The organism is Solibacillus isronensis (assembly GCF_023715405.1).
GTDB classification, from domain to species: Bacteria; Bacillota; Bacilli; order Bacillales_A; family Planococcaceae; genus Solibacillus; species Solibacillus isronensis_B.
Genome location: NZ_JAMBOC010000001.1, coordinates 982761 through 1006559, shown reverse-complemented (window position 1 = coordinate 1006559; position 23799 = coordinate 982761). Strand labels below are relative to the sequence as shown.

General features: G+C 35.5%; 22 protein-coding genes. 9 read left to right on the top strand and 13 right to left on the bottom strand.

Annotated features, from left to right (window positions below):
- Positions 1 to 431 precede the first annotated feature (431 nt).
- On the bottom strand, positions 432 to 1982 hold the full coding sequence (locus M3166_RS05135) for a solute symporter family protein (protein ID WP_251687972.1): 1551 nt from the start codon (positions 1980 to 1982) through the stop codon (positions 432 to 434).
- Positions 1983 to 1984: 2 nt separating this feature from the next.
- Positions 1985 to 2323, bottom strand: coding sequence for a DUF485 domain-containing protein (locus M3166_RS05130; RefSeq protein ID WP_251687970.1), 339 nt, complete (start codon positions 2321 to 2323; stop codon positions 1985 to 1987).
- Between the two features lie 543 nt (positions 2324 to 2866).
- Between M3166_RS05130 and M3166_RS05125 the strand changes: the two genes are divergently transcribed.
- Together M3166_RS05125 and M3166_RS05120 are read left to right on the top strand one after the other, a co-directional pair.
- A complete protein-coding gene (locus M3166_RS05125) occupies positions 2867 to 3406 on the top strand; it encodes a GNAT family N-acetyltransferase (RefSeq protein ID WP_251687968.1) in 540 nt (179 codons plus the stop codon).
- Positions 3407 to 3424: 18 nt separating this feature from the next.
- The gene (locus tag M3166_RS05120) at positions 3425 to 4948 is read left to right on the top strand and encodes a transglutaminase domain-containing protein (RefSeq protein WP_251687967.1); all 1524 of its coding nucleotides are present in this window, start codon (positions 3425 to 3427) and stop codon (positions 4946 to 4948) included.
- 913 nt (positions 4949 to 5861) lie between these two features.
- Here the strand turns inward: M3166_RS05120 and M3166_RS05115 are convergent.
- Positions 5862 to 6350, bottom strand: a complete 489-nt coding sequence (locus M3166_RS05115) for a GNAT family N-acetyltransferase (protein WP_251687965.1) — start codon at positions 6348 to 6350, stop codon at positions 5862 to 5864.
- Between the two features lie 98 nt (positions 6351 to 6448).
- On the opposite strand from M3166_RS05115, the gene M3166_RS05110 reads away from it, so the two are divergent.
- Positions 6449 to 6895 carry a MarR family winged helix-turn-helix transcriptional regulator gene (locus M3166_RS05110; protein ID WP_251687963.1) on the top strand — a complete coding sequence of 149 codons (447 nt, stop codon included), beginning with the start codon at positions 6449 to 6451 and terminating at the stop codon, positions 6893 to 6895.
- A gap of 77 nt (positions 6896 to 6972) precedes the next feature.
- A complete protein-coding gene (locus tag M3166_RS05105; RefSeq protein WP_251690015.1) occupies positions 6973 to 8373 on the top strand; it encodes an NAD(P)-binding domain-containing protein in 1401 nt (466 codons plus the stop codon).
- 161 nt (positions 8374 to 8534) lie between these two features.
- On the opposite strand, the gene M3166_RS05100 is transcribed toward M3166_RS05105, so the two are convergent.
- Both M3166_RS05100 and M3166_RS05095 read right to left on the bottom strand, forming a co-directional pair.
- Entirely contained in the window at positions 8535 to 9119 is a 585-nt protein-coding gene (locus M3166_RS05100) for a hypothetical protein (protein ID WP_251687961.1), read from the bottom strand.
- A 146-nt stretch (positions 9120 to 9265) separates the two neighbouring features.
- Positions 9266 to 9721 carry an NUDIX hydrolase gene (locus tag M3166_RS05095; protein WP_251687960.1) on the bottom strand — a complete coding sequence of 152 codons (456 nt, stop codon included), beginning with the start codon at positions 9719 to 9721 and terminating at the stop codon, positions 9266 to 9268.
- Between the two features lie 411 nt (positions 9722 to 10132).
- Between M3166_RS05095 and M3166_RS05090 the strand changes: the two genes are divergently transcribed.
- A complete protein-coding gene (locus tag M3166_RS05090) occupies positions 10133 to 11524 on the top strand; it encodes an S-layer homology domain-containing protein (RefSeq protein ID WP_251687958.1) in 1392 nt (463 codons plus the stop codon).
- A gap of 405 nt (positions 11525 to 11929) precedes the next feature.
- Here M3166_RS05090 and M3166_RS05085 read toward each other — a convergent pair whose 3' ends face one another.
- The 8 genes from M3166_RS05085 to M3166_RS05050 form a co-directional block, all read right to left on the bottom strand.
- A complete protein-coding gene (locus tag M3166_RS05085; protein ID WP_251687956.1) occupies positions 11930 to 13111 on the bottom strand; it encodes an MFS transporter in 1182 nt (393 codons plus the stop codon).
- 573 nt (positions 13112 to 13684) lie between these two features.
- The gene (locus M3166_RS05080; RefSeq protein ID WP_251687954.1) at positions 13685 to 14884 is read right to left on the bottom strand and encodes an MFS transporter; all 1200 of its coding nucleotides are present in this window, start codon (positions 14882 to 14884) and stop codon (positions 13685 to 13687) included.
- A gap of 56 nt (positions 14885 to 14940) precedes the next feature.
- On the bottom strand, positions 14941 to 15504 hold the full coding sequence (locus M3166_RS05075; protein ID WP_251687952.1) for a TetR/AcrR family transcriptional regulator: 564 nt from the start codon (positions 15502 to 15504) through the stop codon (positions 14941 to 14943).
- Positions 15505 to 16209: 705 nt separating this feature from the next.
- The gene (arsC, locus tag M3166_RS05070; RefSeq protein WP_251687950.1) at positions 16210 to 16635 is read right to left on the bottom strand and encodes an arsenate reductase (thioredoxin); all 426 of its coding nucleotides are present in this window, start codon (positions 16633 to 16635) and stop codon (positions 16210 to 16212) included.
- Between the two features lie 13 nt (positions 16636 to 16648).
- Positions 16649 to 17944 (bottom strand): arsenic transporter, encoded by a 1296-nt coding sequence (locus M3166_RS05065; RefSeq protein WP_251687948.1) that lies wholly within the window; start codon positions 17942 to 17944, stop codon positions 16649 to 16651.
- A 3-nt stretch (positions 17945 to 17947) separates the two neighbouring features.
- Positions 17948 to 18262 (bottom strand): ArsR/SmtB family transcription factor, encoded by a 315-nt coding sequence (locus M3166_RS05060; RefSeq protein ID WP_251687946.1) that lies wholly within the window; start codon positions 18260 to 18262, stop codon positions 17948 to 17950.
- A 242-nt stretch (positions 18263 to 18504) separates the two neighbouring features.
- Entirely contained in the window at positions 18505 to 20652 is a 2148-nt protein-coding gene (locus tag M3166_RS05055; protein ID WP_251690014.1) for a heavy metal translocating P-type ATPase, read from the bottom strand.
- A gap of 16 nt (positions 20653 to 20668) precedes the next feature.
- Complete coding sequence (locus tag M3166_RS05050; RefSeq protein ID WP_251687943.1) at positions 20669 to 21037, bottom strand: ArsR/SmtB family transcription factor; 369 nt, start codon at positions 21035 to 21037, stop codon at positions 20669 to 20671.
- A gap of 209 nt (positions 21038 to 21246) precedes the next feature.
- Here M3166_RS05050 and M3166_RS05045 point away from each other — a divergent pair, with 209 nt between their 5' ends.
- The 4 genes from M3166_RS05045 (at position 21247) to M3166_RS05030 (ending at position 23779) form a co-directional block, all read left to right on the top strand.
- On the top strand, positions 21247 to 21456 hold the full coding sequence (locus M3166_RS05045; RefSeq protein ID WP_079526732.1) for a spore coat protein: 210 nt from the start codon (positions 21247 to 21249) through the stop codon (positions 21454 to 21456).
- Positions 21457 to 21468: 12 nt separating this feature from the next.
- Entirely contained in the window at positions 21469 to 21831 is a 363-nt protein-coding gene (locus M3166_RS05040) for a spore coat protein (RefSeq protein WP_079526734.1), read from the top strand.
- Between the two features lie 21 nt (positions 21832 to 21852).
- Positions 21853 to 22989: a zinc-dependent alcohol dehydrogenase gene (locus M3166_RS05035; RefSeq protein ID WP_251687941.1), complete on the top strand. Its 1137-nt coding sequence runs from the start codon at positions 21853 to 21855 to the stop codon at positions 22987 to 22989.
- 292 nt (positions 22990 to 23281) lie between these two features.
- The gene (locus M3166_RS05030) at positions 23282 to 23779 is read left to right on the top strand and encodes an Ltp family lipoprotein (protein WP_251687939.1); all 498 of its coding nucleotides are present in this window, start codon (positions 23282 to 23284) and stop codon (positions 23777 to 23779) included.
- Positions 23780 to 23799: the final 20 nt, after the last annotated feature.

Below are 23799 nucleotides of genomic sequence, written 5' to 3'. Positions count from 1 at the left end.
ATTTTACATTTTCATTCTATTTTAGCTGTAACAAAATTGCAACACTTTTTAAATAAATTATGGGGAAAAATTTTTTGCAAAAATAAGTTTAATAGAGAAAAAATGATACATTAACGGGAGAATATTAAAATGTTATATTTTGGATAATCAATAGAAAGGTAGGATTTACATGGGTTTGGAGGGTCCTGAACATGAAAGAATTACAAAAAATCTGAAAATTAATTATAAGAAAGTATTATTCATTTCTATAAGTAAAAGTAATATTTAAAAAATAATTTATTTTACAAAAAACTAAAATCAGTATATTCGAAAAGTTATATTCATGTAAAAAATGGTATAAAAAAGCAAAAAACTGCTCAAAAATAGCAAATATTTTCGAGACAGTTTTTATTATTTTTAATCTATTGTTCTAATTTATTTTCTTATCATAATTAATGTGATACATCTTGTACAGAAATACCTGTATGTGCTTTAACGCGGATCTCTTTATAAACACGTTCTGCTTCTGCTTGTTCCACTTTGTGTGCTGTTAATATAGAGCCTAGGTACCCTGCAAAGAAGCTTAAAGGAATTGTAATGATGGCAGGTACCGCTAAGTTCACGATTGGTTCACCAACAAAAATTGCATTTCCTGTAGGACTCCAAATGTTTGGACCAAGCGCACCTAATATTAGACAAGATACTAAACCTGTTACCATTGCAGCAACCGCGCCGTTTGCATTGAATTTCTTCCAATAGATTGTATAGAGGATAACCGGTAAGTTTGCCGATGCCCCGATACAAAATGCAAATGATACTAAGAAGGAAACATTTAAGCTTTGCGCAAATAATGCCAAAAGGATTGAAACAATTGCAATGGAAATAGAACCGATTCTTGCAGCTAATACTTGTTGCTTTTCCGTTAATTTCCCGTCTTTCAGAATCTCACCATAAATATCATGCGAAATTGCTGATGCACCTGTTAATACTAATCCGGAAACAACCGCTAATATAGTAGCAAACGCAACGGCACAAATGAATGATAGTAAAATATTGCCGCCTAAAAACTCTGCCAATAGTGGGGCAGCCGTGTTACCAGCAGCATTTTCTGCGATGATTTTATCAAATCCGACGAAATGCATTGCACCAAAACCTAAGAAAATCGTCAGTGAGAAGAAGATCGCCGTAATCCATGTTGTCCATGAAATCGATGCACGCGCCGTTTTCGCATCTTTTACTGTAAAGAATCGCATTAAAATATGCGGTAAACCCGATGTACCGAGGACTAATGCAAGCATCATCGAAACCGAATCGATTGTAGATGTGTACTTCATACCAGGAACTAAATATTCGTCCCCGTAATTTGTGCTAACCGTATCAAACATTTTCACTAAATTGAAATCAAACTTTGAGAATACTAAAAATGCCAGTAATGTCGTACCGAACAATAATAGACCTGCTTTAATAATCTGTACCCAGCTCGTAGCCGTCATTCCGCCGAACAGTACGTACGTCGTCATCATGACACCGACAATTAAAACAGCCATCCAATACTCGATACCGAATAAAAGTTTAATTAATGCACCGGCACCAACTAATTGGGCGATCATATACAAAATTACGATAATAATCGTACCTGTAGCCGCTACACCGCGAATCCGTTTTTCATTAAAACGAGATGTCAGCATATCCGCCAATGTATAGCGTCCTAAATTACGCATCGGTTCCGCTATTATATATAGAAGAACTAAGTTTGCAACGACATATCCGACAGAGAAGAAGAAGCCGTCAAAGCCTGTTAATGCAATCGCTCCGGAAACCCCTAAAAACGCCGCTGCAGATAAGTAGTCACCAGCAATGGCAAATCCGTTTTGCCAACCTTTTAAACCACCGCCAGCTGTGTAGAAATCACTTGCTGAAGAAGTTCTTCTGGCAGCGATATATGTAACGATCAGTGTTAAACCTACGATACCAAGAAAGAAACCTGCTGAAACGAGATTCATTGTTATGCACCTGCCTTTTCATATTCTTGTAAAACAGCAGCTGCAGCTTTATCGAATTTAGATGCCATTTTTACGTAGAGTGTACATAAGATAATTGTCATAATGAATAGGGCAAGCGAGTATACCCATACCCAAGTAATGCTGCCGACAGCCTTCTGTTGTAACACAGGTGTGAATGCCAGCACCGGTAGTAAGATGTAAAATGTCAAAAATGTTATAGTTATTCCGAATAAAAATGTGTTTTTCTTCTTTACAAACTGATTGAATGCTTCCATGCGATCGATTTTTTCATAGTTAATGCCATCGCATTTCGCTGAGATTTTGTCCCCTAATTGACTCAACGGAATTCCCCCTTATGAAAAATTATTCTGTTTTAAACGGCATATTACTATTTGAATCCGTTAATAGTACTCATTGTAAGAGGGGATAGAGTATAATGCAATAACAATTTTTCTGAAAAGTTGGAATGTTTGAAATGGTAATGAAGTAGAATTATCAAGTTTTAAGGAGATAAAATTAAAGAAGATGTGTTTAAAATTTACAAAAGATTATTATTTGGGGAAAGGAAAATAATGAAAAACATATTTTAGCTAGAAATTAAATTACATAAAGCACGATATTATATTTCGACAATTAAAATATCTGTAATTTTAGCTGATTTCGTGTAATTCAGTACATTGTACTATAACACAAAATGGATAGTAAAAATCTGATATACTAACAATGCAAAAATTTTTATAAGACTTGAGGGAGTTTATTCATCTAGGTGAATCTGATTATTTACAAAACATGGAATGATAATATTAATATTTTGACCATGTGTGAGAAAAAACCCGAGATATTCCAAAAAACAAATCAGAAAAATATCAAATTGGAGGAATACGATGTTGAATTTGACTACGAAGCGGTTAACGTTCGAACGTTATACGGAAAAGGATCTTCCATTTGTGGTAGACCTCGTTTCGGACCCTTTCATGATGAAATTTATTGGCAATGGACAAATAAAGGATAAACATTATGCGATTCATTTAATTGAACGGATGCTTGAACAATATCAAAACTTTGGGGATTACGGGTTACATAAACTGTTTCATCGTCAAACGGGAGATTTTATCGGTCACGCGGGGCTTGTTGCACAAGTTATTGACGATACATTTGAAATTGAGCTCGGGTACTGGATTAAACGTACTTATTGGGGACAAGGCTACGGGTTTGAAGCAGCACAGGCCCTTGCAAACTATGCAGATGAAGAAATGTGGTTGCACCGGTATATTTCAGCGATTCAAGTAGGAAATGAAGGATCGAAAAGAATTGCATTAAAAAACGGGATGCATTTGGAGAAAACCATTGAAATGGACGGGAAAATGGTTGAAATATATGTTAAGCTCAATTCATTTGAAGAAGATGAAACGGAAGCATTATAAGAGGAGTATCGACACATTGTGAAAACGTATTTTGAAAGCTACGAACATTATAAAAGGCAAGGGAATTCAATCAAAACAACGACCATTACAGCAAAACAGTTGCTGCCTGCGCTTATTGCCCATATGGAGCGTATGGACAGGCAGTTTACGCTGCATATTATCGGCCAGCTGCCAATACCGATCGATTCTTTAATTAAGGAAGCTTTTGATCAGTGCCATCTAGAACAGCCATTTTATACCCAGCATTGTGAAAAGCGCAGCTACAAATATCGCCAATTAACGAAAAACCGGATTAAAGTGGAGTTTACGATGCGTTACCGTATGGCGCGGCAGGAAGAAAAATGGATAGTTGATGAAATTCAAACCATTTTAAAGAATCGAATACATCCAGACATGTCGGCGTTGCAAAAGGTCTTAATTGTCCATGACTATATCGCAAGAACCTATAGCTATGAACGTCATACTGAAGGTTCGCCATTTGCTGTGTATACATTTATGAATGAAAAACACGGTGTTTGTATGGCGTACGCGCTTCTTTTTGAAAAGATTATGGAAGTACTTCGGATTCCTTGTTATTATGTGATTGGAAAAGCAGCGGGTGAGGGAACAGAGGGGCATGCATGGAATATGGTGCAGATGGATGATCATTGGTACCATGTGGACGTGACTTGGGATGATATCGGCTCAATTTCTGGTAAAGAAGTTCGCTATCGCTATTTTTTAGTTGCGGATGAGAAAATGCGTCTTGATCATGAATGGAATGAAAATCATTATCCAATCTGTACGAGTACTAAATTTGAAGCATTTCATCGTTTATATGATGGCTGTCTTGTCAATAATAGCTTATATTATGCACATCCTGGAAATAGTTATTTGTATGAAATAAAATTTGCAGATTATCCTTTTCATGCAAAACAGAAACTTGCTGTTAACATTCAATTTTGTTTCTATATAGATGGATTTTTATATTTCAGGAATAATTCTCATAATAGTTATTTGTATCAATTTGAACTAGTTGCTGAGAAATTAACGCAGTTAAGCGCGGTAGCAGTTATACGAATCTATGAAACTGAAACATCATTGGAAGTCTTGTATGCAGATAAAACGACAGATAGTATTCAGAAGTTGATTTCAGCGGATACAGAAAGTGAAAATTCTCTAATAGCTGAAACAGATGAAAATCGCCTAGAAGTTCCGTTAAATACATTTGGGGACAGCTGGGTAGCTTCAGTTGAACAAGAAGCGGATTGTCAGCCAATGTTGTTTAAAAGCGCGGTTGGAATCGAATTGATTGTAGAAGATCGTTGCAAACAATTAACGGTAGATATATATATTAATAGAGGTTTACATATACAAATAACGAGTAACCGAAAAAATGTGGAATTCAAACAACCAGCACAATTGAAGGTGCCAATTGCGATAATACCGGGCTTGGAGCAGCAATTAAGTAAACAAAACATGTTGGAGTATTTTGCTGATGAAAAATTTATTTATATACAATTATATAAAAGCGTTACGATCCAACTGAAAATGAAAAAATAAGCGAATGGCCATAATTTAACGGGTCCGGTTAAATTATGGCCATTTCAGTAAAAAACGCATTTTGTCTCACTATTATAAGTATACTTTTGAAACGAGATGTAACTTCCTATAATATATATTATGACCGTGTCCCTATTTTTAAAATGAGTTGCAGCCTTTTCGCTCGCCACTTGGAAATTGATGTACAATTACAAGAACTTCGGGACACTCTATTTTTGGATATTAATACTGAAAACTTAGAAGTTCGGGTCTGAAGTTCTATCCATATTGGATTTTATAATAGATAATCAAACCTGCTCATCTAATAACGAACAGGTTTGATTATTATTTAACTGGAGTATTGATCTCTTTTATAAATGCTGCATAATCAGATTGTTTTAATACAAATAAATTAGTATTATTCCAATGACTTATATCAGTTAAAAACTCATTACTTGAAATACTTTTTATTCTCTTTAGCTCTTGTAAAGGTTTATTGATTTTCTTCTACAACTTGCAATGGCACAGATTCAATTCCTGTAATTATATCTTCTTGATATTCCCCTAAGATGATTAACTAAATGTATTGTAACCTGATGATTAAAAGCATCGATATGGTCTTGATATTTATTGCCACTTCCATATCCCATACTTACGTGAATAAATGCATTTTTTGTATCGGTATGTTTTAGTAATTGGTATATATAGGATGCTTCTTCTTTGGAGTCTAACGGTAACTTTAATTTATTATTCCTCCCTTTTTCACTTAATATTTCTTCGAAGTCTATAGTATTTTGTGTACATTCAGATATATAGTCTTTAAACAGCTATTGTTTTCAATAAATAATAAAAACCTCGATAAATCTTGTTTTTCTAAACCTAGGCAGTGTCTTTCATAAAGTAATTATGTTCAATGATGCATTCTATATTTGTATTAGATAGAATTTCTTCTTTCTAATAGCACATTATCTTTCCATATTCCATCTAATTGAGCGATCTTTTCTCGCACTCCAACAATACGAAAGCCATTCTTGATGTGTAAGTTGAGGCTAGCAACATTCTCTTTAAAGATTTTGGATTCTAGAGTCCAAAAACCTTCCTTTTCAGAAGCTATAATCATATGCTTTAATAATAAATCACCGATTCCTTTCCCTTTAGCGTGTGTATCTATATAAATACTTACTTCTCCTACCCCCTTATACACATTTCGTTTGGAAACGGGAGATAATTTACACCAACCTAAAATATGAATTTCCTCATATGCCACAAATGAACATTGAGGATTTGCTTCACCGAACCATTCATCATAGGATTCTGGTGCTTTCGATTCGAATGTAGCCATTTTTGTTTCTATCCCTGCTTCATAAATTCGTTTTACATCTTGCCAATCTTCACTTACAACAGACCGCACTTTAATTGCCATCGATTAACCTCCATATAAATTGATTGATAATTAAAATAATAAATACAATAGTTGCATTTTACAAGTATTTTTGATTTAATTTTATTAGAGGTGATTGAATGGAAAACAAACGCGAAATTTTTCACATACTAACACGAAGATTTGGCTTATTAAACAAAAATTGCTGCACTGTTGGATCGTTTGAAATTTCTACAATCCAAAGTCATATAATTTATGAAATCGATAAAAAGAAAACACCTTCTATGCAACAAATAGCTGAAACACTCGCAATGGATATTACAACATTCAGTCGTCAAATTCAAACACTTATTAAAATGGATTTGGTGAGAAAAACACCGTCTCCACAAGATAAACGTGTATCGATTTTATCGTTAACAACACAAGGGAAATTTGTCGCAACAACAATTGATGAGTCCATGAATACCTATTTAGAAGAAGTATTTTCACATATGAATGATTTTGAAAAAGAAACTGTGCTACGCTCTATTCAACTACTAAATGAAGCTATGTCCAAATCAAAAGTATGCTGCACCCCTCTTTACTAAGCAAGAGCAATCTTGCTTTTCATTTTCGAAATATAGTTGTACTTTGCAACTAAATAAATTTGATGGAGGATTTTCAAATGGAAATTAAATTAACGGTTAAATCACAAACTTCAAGTTGTTGTTCAGCTACTCCTGAACCAACTACAACATGCTGTGGATCTACTGAGCAAACTAAAAAAGAAACAACAAGTAATGAAATGGCATTTCATTTAAATAAACAATATCCTGTGGCAATACTTGGTGCAGGTCCAGTTGGTTTAGCTGCAGCAGCACATTTAGCAGGAGCTGGTGAATCTTTTATTGTTTTAGAAAAAGGTGCTGACGTTGCTAAAAATATAAAATCATGGCAACATGTTCGTCTATTCTCTCCTTGGCAATATAATGTTGATAAAGCAGCTAAAGAGCTTTTACAAAAGCACGGCTGGAAAATGCCACAGGAGGATGAGCTTCCAACAGGTCAAGAAATTCGCGAACACTATTTACAGCCACTAGCCAATATCCCTGAAATTAAACCATTCATATCATTTAATACAACAGTGGTTGGTATAAGTAAAAAAAATCACGATAAAATGAAGTCTGCTAACCGCGATCAGGCTCCGTTTGTTTTATATATTGAACAAGACGATGAAACAAAACAAATTTTAGCAAGTGCAATCATTGATGCTACAGGCACGTGGACTCAGCCAAATCCGATTCTTTCAGATAATGTATGGACAAAAGCTGAAAAGCAATTAGCTAATAAAATTTTTTATGGCATTCCAAACGTAGATGAATTGAAAAATCGCTATTCAGGAAAACGTGTCGCTGTTGTAGGTGGTGGACACTCTGCGATTAATACAATTTTAGAGTTAGAAAAGCTTAAAGATGTTGAAATTACATGGATTTTACGTAAAAAACGTGTGGAAGATGCATATGGTGGTGAAGACAAGGATGCACTTGCCGCACGAGGTGAACTAGGCAGCCAAATTCACAACTTAGTTGATGAAGGTAAAGTAAAAGTATATACACCTTTCTATATTCAGAATCTTGAACAAACAAAAGATGGCATCATCATCAAAGGCGAAGATCCAGACGGTGAACAACAACTTCCTGTAGTTGATGAAATCATCTCCAATACGGGTAGTCGTCCAGACTTCTCTTTCTTAAATGAAATTCGATTATCGATTGACGCTGCTGTTGAAAGCGTAGAGACGCTTGCACCACTGATTGACCCAAATGAGCATAGTTGTGGTACCGTGCGTCCCCACGGCGAGCTAGAGTTGCGTCAACCAGAAGCTGGCTTCTATATTGTTGGTATGAAGAGTTACGGACGCGCACCAACGTTCTTAATGGCAACTGGCTATGAACAGGTTCGCTCCATTGTCGCTTATTTAACAGGTGATATAGAGGCTTCGCGTAAGGTGGAGTTAGATTTACCTGAAACGGGTGTATGTAGTTTAGATTTAAGTGCATCTAATACCAAAACAACATGTTGCTAATTAAAAGGGCCACGCTAGCTGAACTAGTGTGGCCCTTTTAATTAACAAGAAAGTCTTGTCCATGTACATCAATTTCTAATCAACAATATGGCCCAAAAACGCAAACTTCTTATTGAAGAATCGCGTCCGAATGTTGAATAATATTGATTTATATTAACTGGTTAATGAGTACTATTTAATTCACCATTTTTTATTGGTTTAATTGTAGAATAAATTAACTCTCCAGTTTCGGAAAGTGCTCTAATGTTTACAGGCATTAACATCTCATAATCTGAATTAACAAAGAAAAATTGCGCTCCCACACTGTTAACGATCAAAGCATCTTCAAAGAAGCCTTTCTTTGTTTCAACTTCTATTCTCTTAATAATAGGATTGATAATTTGACCAAAATAGTAGGATCTGTTTCGTTCCTTTGAACCTGATGCACTCCAAGTAAATTCATCATCTTCAATAGGTGGAAAATATGTTGAAATTAATGTAGATTCTAATCCCTCATCATTTCTTAACTCCCAATTCCCCAACCAATTTTGCTCTAACCGAGCCATCATAATTGAATCCCAATTTCTAAATATGGTTAACCAGTCCCCATCTATTTTTCTAACAAGATAGACATCTTCTGTTGCAGAAGACCATTTTTCCGTAAATTTAAACACATCCTCTTCTATGGGTGGTTGTTTGTGATTATAAATTAGAAATACAGTTATCGATACCGTTAATGTTACTATCCAAATAAATATCTTTCTCAATTAATCCCCCCTTTTTTCTGAAAAAGGCGAACTTCTTTTCAAGAATCCCGATTGTGGAATATTGTTTTTATGTAACCCCAAATTTTTCATTTGAGAGCGTTTATTGAATTTACTATTTTTATCCTTTTTCACTAATTTTGTATTATTTATTTTGCGATAAACATGAAATATTGTTTAAGAAGATTTTTTATCAGTGGATTAAGTCCTTCAGGTAACTCACTTACTCTAAAAAACATTACTTCGGTAGTTTCTTGACCATCTGCTTTAAGAACACCACCTTTAATTTCTTTTGAAATATATGCAATTGTAACAGGGTAAAATTGGTCGCCGTTTGGTAACTTCACAAAATGCTGTTTTCCAGAATAGACACCCACTAAATCAAGTTTACCTATTTCAAGCCCTGTTTCTTCTAATACTTCTCTTCTTCCTGCTTCTTCAGTAGACTCTCCTAATTCGATAAACCCGCCGGGAACACCCCATTGCCCATCATTTCTTCTTTGCAGCAATAAATCTCCATTTTCGTTAATCACAGCTACCGCAACTCCAACTAAATTGAGAGGTTGGTTACCCACAATCTTGCGTAAATCTTCAACATAACCCATAGTTTCCTCCTTAAAAAATATAATAAGTGTTTACCTAATTATATTTCGATAAATTTAAAAATTTTCCTTTTGCAAACCTTGCAAAACACTTCCAAGGCCTCATTCGAAAGCATTTCTTAAAAAATGTTATTCAATAATACGGCTCTATAATGGAAAAACGCGACCTTCTTATTGAAGAACCGCGCCCGATTGTTAAGTAATATTAGATTTTTATTGGTTAATTCTATATACACATATCTTGAGGACACATTACAGATGAAGCAAACCTTTGATGGCATTTAAATACATAATTGACCTATCAAAAAAACTTTAAAAAATGTTGAAACTATTTCTCGTTTTTTCCGTCGGTACAGGGCATTACATAATAAAGGAGACTTAATAATGAAGAAAAGTATCAAAAGGAGGTCTTTCATGTTGAAAGCCAAACTAACAATAGTAGGGATTATTTTAATCATTATTGCTGCAAACCCATTCCAAGCACAAGCGGCTACTCAGTTTTCTGATGTGAATAGTCATTGGGCGAAGAAAGAAATCATGTATTTATCTGATCTCAATATTATCGGTGGCTATCCGGATGGAACATTCAACCCGAATGAGCCGATCACGCGATCACAAGCATCTGCTATGCTCATCAAAGCACTAAAGATTCCGCTGAACGAAGATACATCAATTCAGTTCAAGGACGTGGCGAAAGATTCCCCTTACTACAAAATTCTCGCGACGGTGAATGAAAAAGGAATCCTTCGCGGTAACAATGGCTTCATGCGTCCCGGAGAAGAAACATCACGCGCGCAAATGGCTGCAATCTTACGTCGTGCATTCGACATGCCGCTTGATAAGCAACCGACATTCATTGATGTCACACCAGCACACTGGGCATATCAGGATATCAACGGAATCGCAAAACAGCGTGTAGCAGGTGGTTCTAACGGCAAATTTATGCCAAAAGACGCTGTCACACGTGCGCAGTTTTCGGCATTTTTAGTGCGTGCAATGGATGATAAAATGAAATTAAGCAACTATCGTTCATATGTCAGCATAAAAGGTAAAGCAATTGAACAGGATGGCTTGCTCTACTCTATCGCTAAAGACAAAGATGGTTATAATCAAATTATTAAAGAAAATATGGAAACCGCTAAACAAGAGGTTTTATTAAAAGATGAAGACATCCCACGTAGTCCTTGGGATTATTCCCCTTTGTACTTGCATAACAATACTCAATTGATTCTCTATAACAATGAAATTTTTATTCCTTATTATAGTGGCGATTTTGCTGAAGCAGACGAAGTTCCATATGCTTATGCAGTAATGAAAATGAATACAAATGGACAGGAACTGAAGAAAATGAAAGAACCTTCAGGCAGTAACTTCCGTAATATGTTCGTTTGGAACGACCGGATTTTCTATACGGATGTAGATGCAGAGAATTGGAATTACTTGAATCGTCGTATTGTACAGGACAATGAGAAATTTGTGGACAGCAAGCTAGAACTTTATTCTACAAAGATGGATGGCAGTAGTGATAAGAAAAAAGAATGCAGCTTTGATGCGCGTATAACTTTTGATGTATACAGTTACAGTTACGGAGATGGAACACCTATCGAGGCGGGTGGAGAAAATAAATCTGTATTATATGACCATTCTTCAATTTATTACTTTAACAATAAAGGTATCTTCAAATATAGTTTGCTTGATAAAACGACAAACAAGCTTTCCAATGTTTTAGCTAAGGATATGAATATTTCAGATACACAATTAGTTGTGACAGATCTAAACGGAAAGAAACATATACTAAAGAAATAACCTATAAACAAAAAAGTGGTCTTTTGATAAATCGTACTTACTTATGGTACGGTTAACCCATGTTAATCCAAAAGCCTTTTAATTTACCAATAATTCCTTTGAATTCTTATTCAAGAAAAGCGCCCGATTGTTGAAGATCGTTATTCAACTAAAGGCCCTGGAATCGAAATATTGGAGCGAAAAAAATGAAGGTTTACAGCGTTAATAAATTTTCTCTGTATACAGGTTTTTATTCAAATAACAACTCATAACGTTTTCTCCATGTTTATATACCATTGCATAAAAAGCTGTATAAACAAGGTTACATACAAAAACCCGCAAACGTTGATTTAACAATGTTTGTGGGTTTTCTGTACGTGTCCAAACTTTGATTTGGGAACGTTTATTTTATATTTAATGTATGATTTATACGAATCTTTTTTGCACATAACCAAAATAAATAGCGGACAGTAGTAAAATTAGCCCCGAACCAATGAAAAGCCACTGAACAGAAAAGATAGTTGCTAACGTCCCTGCAAGCAATGTTGATAAACCAAATAATAAAGATGTTAATACACCTTGGGCACTATAAACTTTCACAAGTTGTTCATCCGTTGCTTTTAATTGTAGCCACGTACCAAGCAGAATGCCTTTGAACTGGTCAAAAACTCCGAAAAATAGACTTAATATTAGTGCTACTATTGCAATTTGGTTTAATCCAAACAATAACATCACAATAGCAACAGCAACTGATGAAAACAATACGATATTTTTTAAATTCCTCTCGAAAAATTGGTCAAATTTAGTGAAAATAAAACCACCAATAATCAATCCAATGAAGAAGGTTGTATTAATATAACCCCACCATGCCTCAGATACATGTAGTACATCAGCCACAAAAAGATACATAATGGCTGCGACCCAAACGACATTTGCAATGGATTCAAGGATAATCATTACATGAATCGTACGGAACGAATGATTATCCCAAATAAGTTTAAAGCCCTCTGTTAGTTCCTGTTTTTTAGCAACATTTAATTTTCTTTCGAATCGCGTATTGTCTGTAACGAACAAAATAAAAAATGTAGAGAGAATAAAAAGGAATAATGTCATCCAAATCACTATTCCCCCACTAGTTGCTGCCACAAGTATCCCGCCAAGTGCCCAACCACCAAGCCGTGTTGATTCATCAAGCATTGATAAAGTTCCATTTGCACGTAGAAGCTGTGAATTTTCTACGATTCGAGGAATCAGCGCAGTACTAGCTGGTTGTGCAAACCCATCTAAAAAAGCGACTGCAAAAATGATTATTAGCATAAAGGATAATGACAGTGTATAAAGCGAACCTACTGCCAAAATCAACAATAAAATCGTTTTTAATGCTTGCGAAATAACAAGTAATTGTTTTAAACGGTAACGATTAAACAGTAGAGGCGCAAAACTGCTACTAATCATGCGACCAGCCATATTTAAAAATGGTAATAGTGCCATATAGAATGGTGATTCACTTGCTTGATATAAAATAGAAATTAACCCGACGATATAAAAAACGTCACCTAAGTTGGCAAATAATTGACTAATCCATAAATAATGAAACGATTTTTTCATCTTCACTACCCTTTCTTGTATTAAAAATTCAAAAGGTAGTTAAAGTTACACTCGTATCTCCTCCAATTCACTCCGATACACCACTAGCTAACATTTAAATATAAGAACAAAAACGAACTGTAATTATCCATTTTTGGCAGGAAGATGAAATATTTATTTTAATTATAACGTAAAAATTATGCATTTAAAACAAGTTCCCAAAGCGATGTTTGGTCACATTTAGAAATATTTGTTGCTCTAAGCATCCATTTAAATTCCGGTTCCTTTTGAAAGTTTCTTTTTAATAACAAAGTAAGTTACTACACCTAAGCAAATGTATATAATCAACATATAACTTCCCAATAACATTGAGTTCTTAAATACAGTCGTTAGCGTGTAGGCGGCTTATGTTTCAAATCAATCTTAAATTTTTCATATCCACAGTCAAAACTAAAAGACACAACCATTAACTATTTCAATCGTTATTCCCCTTTCTGCTTTAATAACCTTCCCCGTTAGCTTAAGTGGCCCTTTAACTGAAAAGGTTCCATTCCGTATCCAAGGAAAGCGCCCGATTACGATATAAGTAAAAACCTATTTAGTTGTTTCCATTGAGGGAAGTATGAGAAGACAAGCTATACCGATAATTAGTAGATAGGCGGATAATATAAATCCTAAGCTAATGATACCGATTAAGTCTATTAGGTAGCCAAATAGCAAGTAACCTGGTATGCCTCCCCCAACACTAATAATATGATAAACACTAAATACACGCGCAAGGTGTGTACCCTGTACATTGGTTTGAAGATAACTCACAACGAAAATATTTAATATACCTTGAGAAACCCCGCCAACTATTAATAAAAACTGTAACAAAGGCAATGGCAATTTCAGTGCAAAACATAAAATAGCAAAACTAAAAGCAAATAATGATATTAAGAACCCATATTTTTTATTTAAATTGTTGTATAGAAATGGACTAATTAATGAACCTATTACAATTCCGAGTATTGTCGGGGTTGTAAATAAGAAAAAGTATTCGGCTCCTTTACCATATATCACTTTTAAATAACTAATTAAGTAAATATCAATTGCAGAGCCAACCATCCAACCTAAAAAAAATATAATAAACAGCCTGAAAATGATTCGATCCTTTTTAATATAAAGAAGACCTTCTTTAATTGAATTCACTAAGGGAGCTTTTTCTGATATATAAATGTTATTTTGATAAGCAGGTTGAATAAAGAAAACAGTTAGAAGAGAAGCAAAATAAAAAATAGTCACGACGAGTAAACTCTCATATATAGTAAAACCGAATTTAAATAACAGAGCTGCAAAGGAATAAGCAATCAGTTTACCTGTCATATTAATGATACGAAAAAGGCCATTAGCTTTAGGGATTGACTGACTATCTATAATATGTGGAATTAAGCTGGCACTTGAAGTAGTGAAAAAAGCATTCACGAGTGTGATTAAAAAAATCAGTACATAAATTATAAGAACCGATTTGTTTTGAAAATAACTGATGTAATAAAAGAGCAACAGTAGGACTATTCGAATAGCGTCGGAAGAAACCATTATTTTTTGTAATGGTTTTGCTTCAACAAATGCCCCGATGTGTAAACCAAATAATAAAACAGGAAGTGCCGAAAATAGAAAATATAGCGAAGTATCGACACCAGTCCCTCCCAATGTCTGCAGCATACTCAGTAAAATAACAAATAATATTGCATCTCCAAACGCACTAAAAAAGTGAGCAGAAAATAGTAAGAGGAATTTTTTATTGTTAAACATGTTTCACCTCATCCATTTTAATTGACCAGTGGTTAATAAAGAGTGAAAAGAAAACTCTAGCGAACTAGAGTTTTTAGTAAAAAATCGGTATAGGATTGTGCTTCTTCTTGCGCTTGTTCGAAATTTTCAACGCGTCCTTTATAATAAAGGACAAAGCCGTGAAGCGCTATAAATGTCGAGTGGATGTTATTTTCATCTAATGTATGCTTATGTAGGCATTGTAAAGTATGATTGAACTTTTTTAAGCTTTCTCTTGGAGCGATTTGTTGTAAGGGATCATTTAAACCATCGTGTTTAACAAACATAAAATCATACTGGCTTTGATTGTCTAAGCCAAATTGAATATAGTTAGTTAATACATATTTAGTACCTTCAAGGCAATCAAATTTTAAGGCACTATCTAATAAGTTGTTTAATATTGTGAAATACTTTTCAATAACCGCATTAAATAAATCTGTTTTATTTTGAAAGTGGTAGTAAATAGAGCCGTGACTAAATCCTAAAGCACTTGCAATAGAACGCATCGACACTTTTTGAAAATCAATTTGAAGAAACTGTCGGTCTGCCTCCTCAACAATCATATCCTTTGTTAATCCATTCTCAACTTTCTTTCGTCCCATAAATTACACCTCTATTTGACCAGTGGTTAATTTTATAATAAAGCATAAAATTTATTAATGCAAATTAAAAATTGGTTAAACCAAATAAGTTGCCATTCCCCCGTTTGTAACTTAATTAAAGATTCTTATCAAACTTTATTAAAAACCACCCAGATGCAATGCTGTTCGCAATGAACAACAGCAAAATGTTAAACGGCTCAACGATTAACTGCGCTGGTGGTCAAATCTTTAACTAATGTTGCAATCAAACATTGCGAAGGAACCACTCAGGCTGAAGCAGCATTATGGCTTATGTAAGAGCAATCTTCATTTGTACTAGGGCAAACATTAAATGGTGATGGTAGTTGGACAGTCAACTAACTAAATCAACAATATAATCAACTGAAAATCAAAATCAATAAAACTTTCATATACAAAATATCATTCAACTATTAAAGGAGCTGAGATTAAAATGAAATCTTAGCTGCTTTAAGTTTGATCTTGAATTTTCAATATATATATTAGATGACAGGATGAAACCATTACTTTAGCATCTTCTTCTGTAAAGAATTAGGTTTAAACGGATTTTTTTGTTACTGATTTGGTCATCATTATTGCCTCTCCTAGTTAGATTAAATAACACTTGTCAATAACTAAGATAGTACAGCTTGAATATTATCGCCTGTTCAAAGATTCCACTTACCTCTCGGCGACACATCTGTATACTTATTTTTTTAACTCTTCGTTTACAAACTGCTGTATACGAGCACCGATCGCATCCCGTACTTGCTGGAACACTGCCCATTTTTCTTCCTCTGTACCCGTAGCTTTAGCGGGATCTTCAAATCCCCAATGCTCACGGCGCACACCTGGAGGAGTCATTGGACACTTATCCGCCGCATCTCCGCAAAGTGTTACGACTAATGTTGCTTTGTTTAAAATATCTTGATTAATTAAATTCGACGTATGGTGAGAAATATCGATTCCTACTTCATTCATTGCCTTAATCGCATTGGGATTGACACCATGCGTTTCAATTCCAGCTGAATACACTTTCCAATCTTCCGGTAATAGCTTTTGTGCCCATCCGTCCGCCATTTGTGAACGGCATGAATTTCCTGTACATAAGAAATATAGTGTGTTTTTTGTCATATTATAAACTCCTTTAAAAGATTCGTAATGTAATATAAAGTCCGATTAATGTAAAAATTAAGATCGGCACCGTTAACACAATCCCTGTTTTAAAGTACGTACCCCAAGAGATTTTCACACCCTTTTGAGACAATACATATAACCAAACCAGTGTCGCAAGTGACCCGATTGGTGTAATCTTTGGACCTAAGTCTGAGCCGATAACATTAGCGTAAATTAATGCTTCACGTAACGTACTATCCGTCGTCGTTTCTGCAATCGCTAAAGCATTGACCATCACAGTTGGCATATTGTTCATGACAGATGATAGAAATGCCGCGATAAAGCCCATTCCAACTGTAGCTGCAAACAAACCTTGCTCTGCTGTCCATTCAATTACACTAGCTAACATAGGGGTTAATCCTGCATTGCCTAGTCCGTATACAACAACGTACATCCCGATTGAGAAGAATACGATATTCCAAGGTGCCCCTTTCACAACGGCTTTTGTATCCACGACAGCACTTTGTCTTGCCATGACTAAGAAGAAAATCGCGATAACGCCTGCTACGAGCGAAACCGGTACACCAATAAATTCACTTGAGAAATAGCCAACTACTAAAATTGCAAGTACAAACCAAGATAACTTGAACATTTTCATATCTTTAATCGCAAGGCGTGGTTCCTTTAACATCGATTCATTGTATTCACGTGGAATCGATTTGTTAAAGTAAATCAGCAGTACAACAATCGTTGCCGCAAGCGAGAACAAGTTCGGAATAATCATACGTGAAGCATACTCCACAAACCCAATATCAAAGAAGTCTGCTGATACGATGTTGACTAAGTTACTCACTACAAACGGTAAGCTCGTTGTGTCTGCAATAAAGCCACTCGCCATAATAAACGGGAAAATCATTTTTTCGCTAAATTGTAAATTTCGCACCATCGCTAACACTATTGGCGTTAAAATTAGTGCCGCTCCGTCGTTCGCAAATAATGCAGCCACAACCGCTCCAAGCAAACTGACAAACACAAACATTTTTACACCATTGCCTTTTGCTGCCCGCGCCATATGTAATGCAGCCCACTCGAACAGACCAATCTCATCTAATACAAGTGAAATTAAAATAATTGCAATAAACGATAATGTGGCATTCCATGTAATATCTATTACTGTCCCGACATCGTTAAAATCGACCACACCAACAAGTAATGCAACGATTGCTCCGGCCATTGCCGACCAGCCAATATTCAGTCCTTTTGGCTGCCAGATGACAAAAATCAGGGTAATGATAAAAATGAGTGCCGAAATAACAAACATATTCATATTTTAGCCCTCCACACAGTCGCTGTTAATTTTACATCCACATGTCGAATCCTCATTAATTGAAGCAAGTATATTTTGCATTAACGAAGTTTGATTTTCATGAATACGGTAATGCTTCCACGTCCCGACTTTACGTTCTGTAATAATGCCAGCTTCCTTTAGCTTTCGTAAATGCTGACTCACAGCAGGCTGTGAAATTTTAAGGACGTCCGTAAAATCACATACGCATACTTCCCCTTTTTTCAGACAGGCTAAAATGCGTAAACGATTGGCGTCCGCAACAGCCTTCAACTGCTTTTCCATTAAATCGAGCTCCATCATATCCCTCCATAGCTATATAATAATATGCTTATATTATGATTAAAAAATAAATCACTATATAATGATATGCTTATATTATGTTATGACCATTATTTTTGCAACCCTATTATTTACTATTGCATCAAAGAAATGAGAAAACAGTTCAGTTCGCAAATCCTTTTTTTAGATAAAAAAGACTCACTTTAGAAAAAGGTTGATTAAAAATGAAAAGGGCTTCCATATTCCGGAAGCCCTTTTCATTATTCTTTTACTCTTATAAGCCGTAAACTATTTAGCGATACCAAAAGTGTGGCTCCCATATCTGAAAGTATGGCAATCCACAATGTTAACCAGCCGGGTATTACTAAAAGTAGTGCAAGGAATTTAATACCTACCGCAAAAGCAATGTTAACCTTAATAACATTTAATGCTTTTCGGCTTAACTTTACAGTGAATGGGAGTTTTTTTAAATCATCGCCCATTAAGGCAACATCAGCAGTTTCTAATGCTGTATCGGTACCAGCACCACCCATCGCAATACCTACTGTAGAAGCTGCTAACGCAGGTGCATCGTTTACACCGTCGCCTACCATCGCTACATTGCCATACTCAGCTCTTAATTTTTTTATAAAACTCAATTTATCTTCAGGCATTAAGTCGGCTTGTATTTCTGATACCCCAACATAGTCACCTATTGCCCTAGCAGTTCCTTTATTATCACCCGTAAGCATGATTGTTTTTTGAACGCCAAGTTGATGCAATTTATTAATTACCTCTTTGCTTGATTCACGGACTTCATCAGCAACAGCAATAATTGCAAGTATTAATTTTTCAGTTCCAATTACCATCACAGTTTTACCTTGATTTTGAAATTCGGTTACATCCTGTTCTAGATTGTGACTGAAATTTATCGAGTCCATCTCCTTAAATAGTTGGGGACTACCAATATAATAAGTTATTCCCTTAATTGTACCCTTAACGCCTTTCCCTGTAATTGAAGTAAAGTCTTCTACTACAACACCCGTAAAAGAAATTGAATCATTTTCTGCTTTTTTAACAATTGCCGATGCAAGGGGGTGTTGGGAACGATTTTCAAGCGCCGCAATCACTGCAAGTAAATCTTCTTCATTTATATTATTTTCAGTCATTTTATAATCTGTAACAACGGGAATACCTTTTGTTAAAGTCCCTGTCTTATCAAATGCGATTGCTTTTAAAGCGCCCATTTCTTCTAAATAAACGCCACCTTTAATAAGGACCCCCTTATTAGCTGCATTTCCGATTGCCGAAACAATAGAAATAGGTGTAGAAATGACGAGTGCACATGGACAACCAACTACTAAAACGGATAATCCTTGATAAACCCAAATTTCCCAACTACCATCAAAGAAAAGAGGTGGCACTACTGCAACTAAACCTGCGATCAGCATAATAATGGGTGTATAATACTTTGCAAATTTATCTACGAATGCCTGTGAAGGTGCTCGTTCAGCTTGTGCTTCCTCAACTAATTCAATAATTTTTGAAATGGTTGTATCTTCGACTAATTTTGTTATTTTAACTTCAAGTAAACCTTCTTCATTTAATGTACCTGCAAATACTTCATCATCTACTGATTTACCGACAGGAACTGATTCACCCGTAATAGCGGCCTGGTTTACAGAAGAATAACCGTTTACGACAACACCATCCATCGCAATTTTTTGACCAGGTTTTACAATCATGATGTCCCCGACTGTGGTTTCTTCTACATGAAGCATTAATTCTTGACCATTTCTTCTAACGAGGGCCTCTTTTGGAGCGATATCCATTAATGAGCGAATTGATTGTCTTGCTTTATCCATTGAATAGCGCTCAAGTGCTTCGCTGATCGCAAAGAGAATCACAACAATCGATGCTTCTGCCCATTCACCGATGAACGCTGCACCAATTACAGCAACTGTCATTAAAGTTTTCATATCAAAATCTAGACGACGCAAGTTTTGGAAACCGACTTTAAAAAGAGAGTATCCGCCAATAACAATTGATGTGATAAACAATAACGAAGTGATGAGATTATCTTCCCCGTTTATAAACTGTGAAAGATAGCCAAAGACAATAAATAACCCGGCATACATTAAAGTACTGTGCTTTTTATAAAAAGGTACTTTTACCTCTGTAAGTCGATTATTTCCATTCGTATAATTGCCTTCTTCGCGAACAGGCTTATCAGGAATCACTTTCAGATTCTCAAAAGCACCTGCTTTTTCTAATTCCTCGATTGTCGCATCCCCATACACGCTAATTTTCGAAGCGCCAAAATTCACCTTTGCTTCCTGAACCCCAGTTAGTTCTTTTACATTGCGCTCAAACTTCCCTGCACAGTTTGCACAGGAAAAACCCTCAACTCTAAATACCTTTTTATCCATTAATGAATCCGTTGAATTATTCAACTTGAACACCTGCCTTTTGATGGGCAAATGCTATTTCAATGAGTTGTTTTACATGATCGTCATCCAATGAATAATAAACTAATTTCCCTTCTTTACGGTATTTAGCTATTCCGAGATTTTTAAGCAGTCTTAAATGATGTGAAGCTGTAGCTGTAGATGCTCCTACAATATTGGCAACGTCACAAACACACAGTTCATTTTGTGACAATGCATAAGCAATTTTAATTCTTGTATCATCTGATAAGGCTTTGAAAATTTTGGCTACTTCTATTGGGTTTTCCATAGATAATTTCTTTTGAATCCAGACGACATTGTCCTCATTTATACACGTGATTTCACACACATCATTTGCTTTCTGCAAAGTATTCACCTCTATATTCTAATATACGTTTGATTGTATATATTAGGTTATGCTTCTTCATCTAAATAGTCAAATGAATATTTGAATGAAGTATCGATGTTATTCGACAATAGAATAAATTGCATTATCCTTGATTTAAAGGCAAATTTGTATAAAGAGATTTACTCCAGGGTAAACTTTTTAAAGAAAAATCTGGAGGTGCGTTTAACGTGTTAGAGAAAAAATTAGCTCTTCATGAAACAATGGAATTTCATGAAGTTATAAACTTTATGACAACTAGTTTACTTAAATCGAAGTTAAGTCAAGGTGTTGTCTTTGATGATGATTTAAGGGCTTTATTAGATAAAAATGTGAAATTATCTACCCCAGCACTTGCCGCAATGGTTAAGCTCTACTCTAAATCGGAACTGGTATATTAGGAGGTCAAATTTATGGAAGACTATTTAGATCCAATCAATTCAATCGGAATGCCTGAACTAACGGATTCGGGAGTTGCGCTTGAGTTTTTGCTTACAACAAAGACGGGAATTCGAAATCTTTCAATCGCCTTAACCGAAACAGCTTCCCCAGCACTGCAAAAAATCATGAGAACGCAACTCAATGTGATGATTGATCTATATTTTGAGATTTCTGAGCTTATGATGAAAAAAGAATGGCTGAAGCCTTATCATCTAGAAGGTCAAAAAGAGTTGGATATTAAATCTGCTGAAAATGCGATAAGTATTGCACAGTTGGATTTATTTCCTAAGAGCATGAACCGCAAAGGAATGTTCCCTACCCCACCAAAAAAGTAAACGGAAACGAGGGATTTTTTAATGAAAGCTGTTACTTTTCAAGGTATAAAAAATGTTGAGGTCAAGGAAGTAAAAGACCCTAAAATTAAAAAAGCCGATGATATTATAATCCGTCTAACAACAACAGCTATTTGCGGATCTGACTTGCATCTGATGCATGGAATGATACCAAATATAGGCCAAGATTATGTCGTTGGGCATGAACCAATGGGAATTGTAGAAGAAGTCGGCAAAGATGTGACGAAGGTTAAAAAAGGTGACCGGGTTGTCATTCCTTTTAATATAGCCTGTGGTCAATGCTGGTATTGTAATCACGAGCTGGAAAGTCAATGTGATAATGCAAATGACAATGGTGAAATGGGCGCCTACTTCGGCTATTCAGATACAACAGGCGGTTTTCCTGGAGGACAGGCAGAGTATATGCGTGTTCCCTATGGCAATTTCCTCCCTTTTAAAATTCCGGAGAAATCTGAAGTTCCTGATGAAAGTCTCGTTCTCCTTGCCGATGCTGCCTCTACTGCTTTTTGGAGTGTAGAAAATGCCGGTGTGAAAAAAGGAGATACGGTTGTTATTCTTGGTTGCGGACCTGTTGGGCTATTGGCGCAAAAATTTACTTGGTTAAAAGGTGCAGAAAGAGTAATCGCAGTTGACTATATAAGATATCGTCTTAAACACGCAAAGAAGACAAACAAGGTCGAAATCGTTAATTTTGAAGACCATGAAAATTGTGGTGAATATTTAAAAGAGATTACAAAGGGCGGCGCGGACGTTGTCATTGATTGTGTCGGGATGAGCGGAAAAATGACGCCATTAGAGTTTCTGGCAAGTGGTATAAAACTGCAAAGTGGTGCTATGGGAGCGATTGTGACCGCCAGTCAAGCAGTACGCAAAGGAGGAACAATCCAAATTACCGGTGTTTATGGTGGCCGGTACAACGCTTTCCCACTCGGTGACATCTTCCAACGCAATGTAGCAATACGCACCGGACAAGCCCCTGTCGTGCATCTCATGCCTCATGTCTATAACTTAATCGCTGATGGTAAGGTGAATGCAGGTGATATTATTACACATGTCCTCCCACTTGAAAAAGCAAAACATGGCTATGAAATATTCGATACAAAGCAAGATGACTGTATAAAAGTTGTTTTAAAACCTTAAATATAAGTATTTGGTACTTTTGTAACTACTCTTTGCAAAAGTACTTTTTTATTATAATAATTACCTTCTCTCCACCTACTTATCACGAGAATAAGCTTCAGCCACCCCTTTAACAATTTAACGCCTTCTCCCCGAAAAGGTATTTACAATTAATTCGACACATTTTATATAAATTCCATTAAATATATCAATTTATTAATAAACATTTGCTCTACATAAAAATATTACCAGTATTATTATCCTACAATAACTAGTAATATATATTTAGAATCAAAAAGGAGGATTTACCGCGTTGAAGAAAGCATTTAAACTTGGTTGTGGCGGGTTTTTAGCCCTTATTATATTAATAGTAATCATTGCAGTGTTCAGTGATGGAGAAACATCTGAAGTGGATTCAGATACAAAAGTTGAAGCGACAACTGAACCGAAAGAAAACGCAGCAGATACAAAAGAAGAGCCAAAAGAGGAAGCAAAAGAAGATAATGTACCGCGCGAATATAAATCTGCGTTGAAAAAAGCTGAAATGTATGCGGAAACAATGCAAATGTCTAAAGCTGGTATTTACGATCAGTTAATTTCGGAGTATGGAGAAGGTTTCCCTAAAGAAGCTGCGCAATATGCAATCGATAACCTGGAGTTTGACTGGAAAGCGAACGCATTAGAAAAAGCAAAATCATACGCTGAAACAATGGCAATGTCTGACACTGCTATTTATGATCAATTGATTTCCGAATACGGAGAAAAATTTACGGCTGAAGAAGCACAGTATGCAATTGATCATTTAGAATAAAATGAAAGCCTTCCATCGAA

Excerpts from the sequence above, each read along its gene's own strand:
- M3166_RS05085 (WP_251687956.1), bottom strand. The coding sequence starts at position 13,111 with ATGAAAAAATCGTTTCATTATTTATGGATTAGTCAATTATTTGCCAAC.
- M3166_RS05095 (WP_251687960.1), bottom strand. The coding sequence starts at position 9,721 with ATGGGTTATGTTGAAGATTTACGCAAGATTGTGGGTAACCAACCTCTC.
- M3166_RS05105 (WP_251690015.1), top strand. The coding sequence starts at position 6,973 with ATGGAAATTAAATTAACGGTTAAATCACAAACTTCAAGTTGTTGTTCA.
- M3166_RS05110 (WP_251687963.1), top strand. The coding sequence starts at position 6,449 with ATGGAAAACAAACGCGAAATTTTTCACATACTAACACGAAGATTTGGC.
- M3166_RS05055 (WP_251690014.1), bottom strand. The coding sequence starts at position 20,652 with ATGGATAAAAAGGTATTTAGAGTTGAGGGTTTTTCCTGTGCAAACTGT.
- M3166_RS05115 (WP_251687965.1), bottom strand. The coding sequence starts at position 6,350 with ATGGCAATTAAAGTGCGGTCTGTTGTAAGTGAAGATTGGCAAGATGTA.
- M3166_RS05125 (WP_251687968.1), top strand. The coding sequence starts at position 2,867 with ATGTTGAATTTGACTACGAAGCGGTTAACGTTCGAACGTTATACGGAA.
- M3166_RS05040 (WP_079526734.1), top strand. The coding sequence starts at position 21,469 with ATGGAAGACTATTTAGATCCAATCAATTCAATCGGAATGCCTGAACTA.
- M3166_RS05060 (WP_251687946.1), bottom strand. The coding sequence starts at position 18,262 with ATGGAGCTCGATTTAATGGAAAAGCAGTTGAAGGCTGTTGCGGACGCC.
- M3166_RS05065 (WP_251687948.1), bottom strand. The coding sequence starts at position 17,944 with ATGAATATGTTTGTTATTTCGGCACTCATTTTTATCATTACCCTGATT.
- M3166_RS05080 (WP_251687954.1), bottom strand. The coding sequence starts at position 14,884 with ATGTTTAACAATAAAAAATTCCTCTTACTATTTTCTGCTCACTTTTTT.
- arsC (WP_251687950.1), bottom strand. The coding sequence starts at position 16,635 with ATGACAAAAAACACACTATATTTCTTATGTACAGGAAATTCATGCCGT.
- M3166_RS05035 (WP_251687941.1), top strand. The coding sequence starts at position 21,853 with ATGAAAGCTGTTACTTTTCAAGGTATAAAAAATGTTGAGGTCAAGGAA.
- M3166_RS05075 (WP_251687952.1), bottom strand. The coding sequence starts at position 15,504 with ATGGGACGAAAGAAAGTTGAGAATGGATTAACAAAGGATATGATTGTT.
- M3166_RS05090 (WP_251687958.1), top strand. The coding sequence starts at position 10,133 with ATGTTGAAAGCCAAACTAACAATAGTAGGGATTATTTTAATCATTATT.
- M3166_RS05135 (WP_251687972.1), bottom strand. The coding sequence starts at position 1,982 with ATGAATCTCGTTTCAGCAGGTTTCTTTCTTGGTATCGTAGGTTTAACA.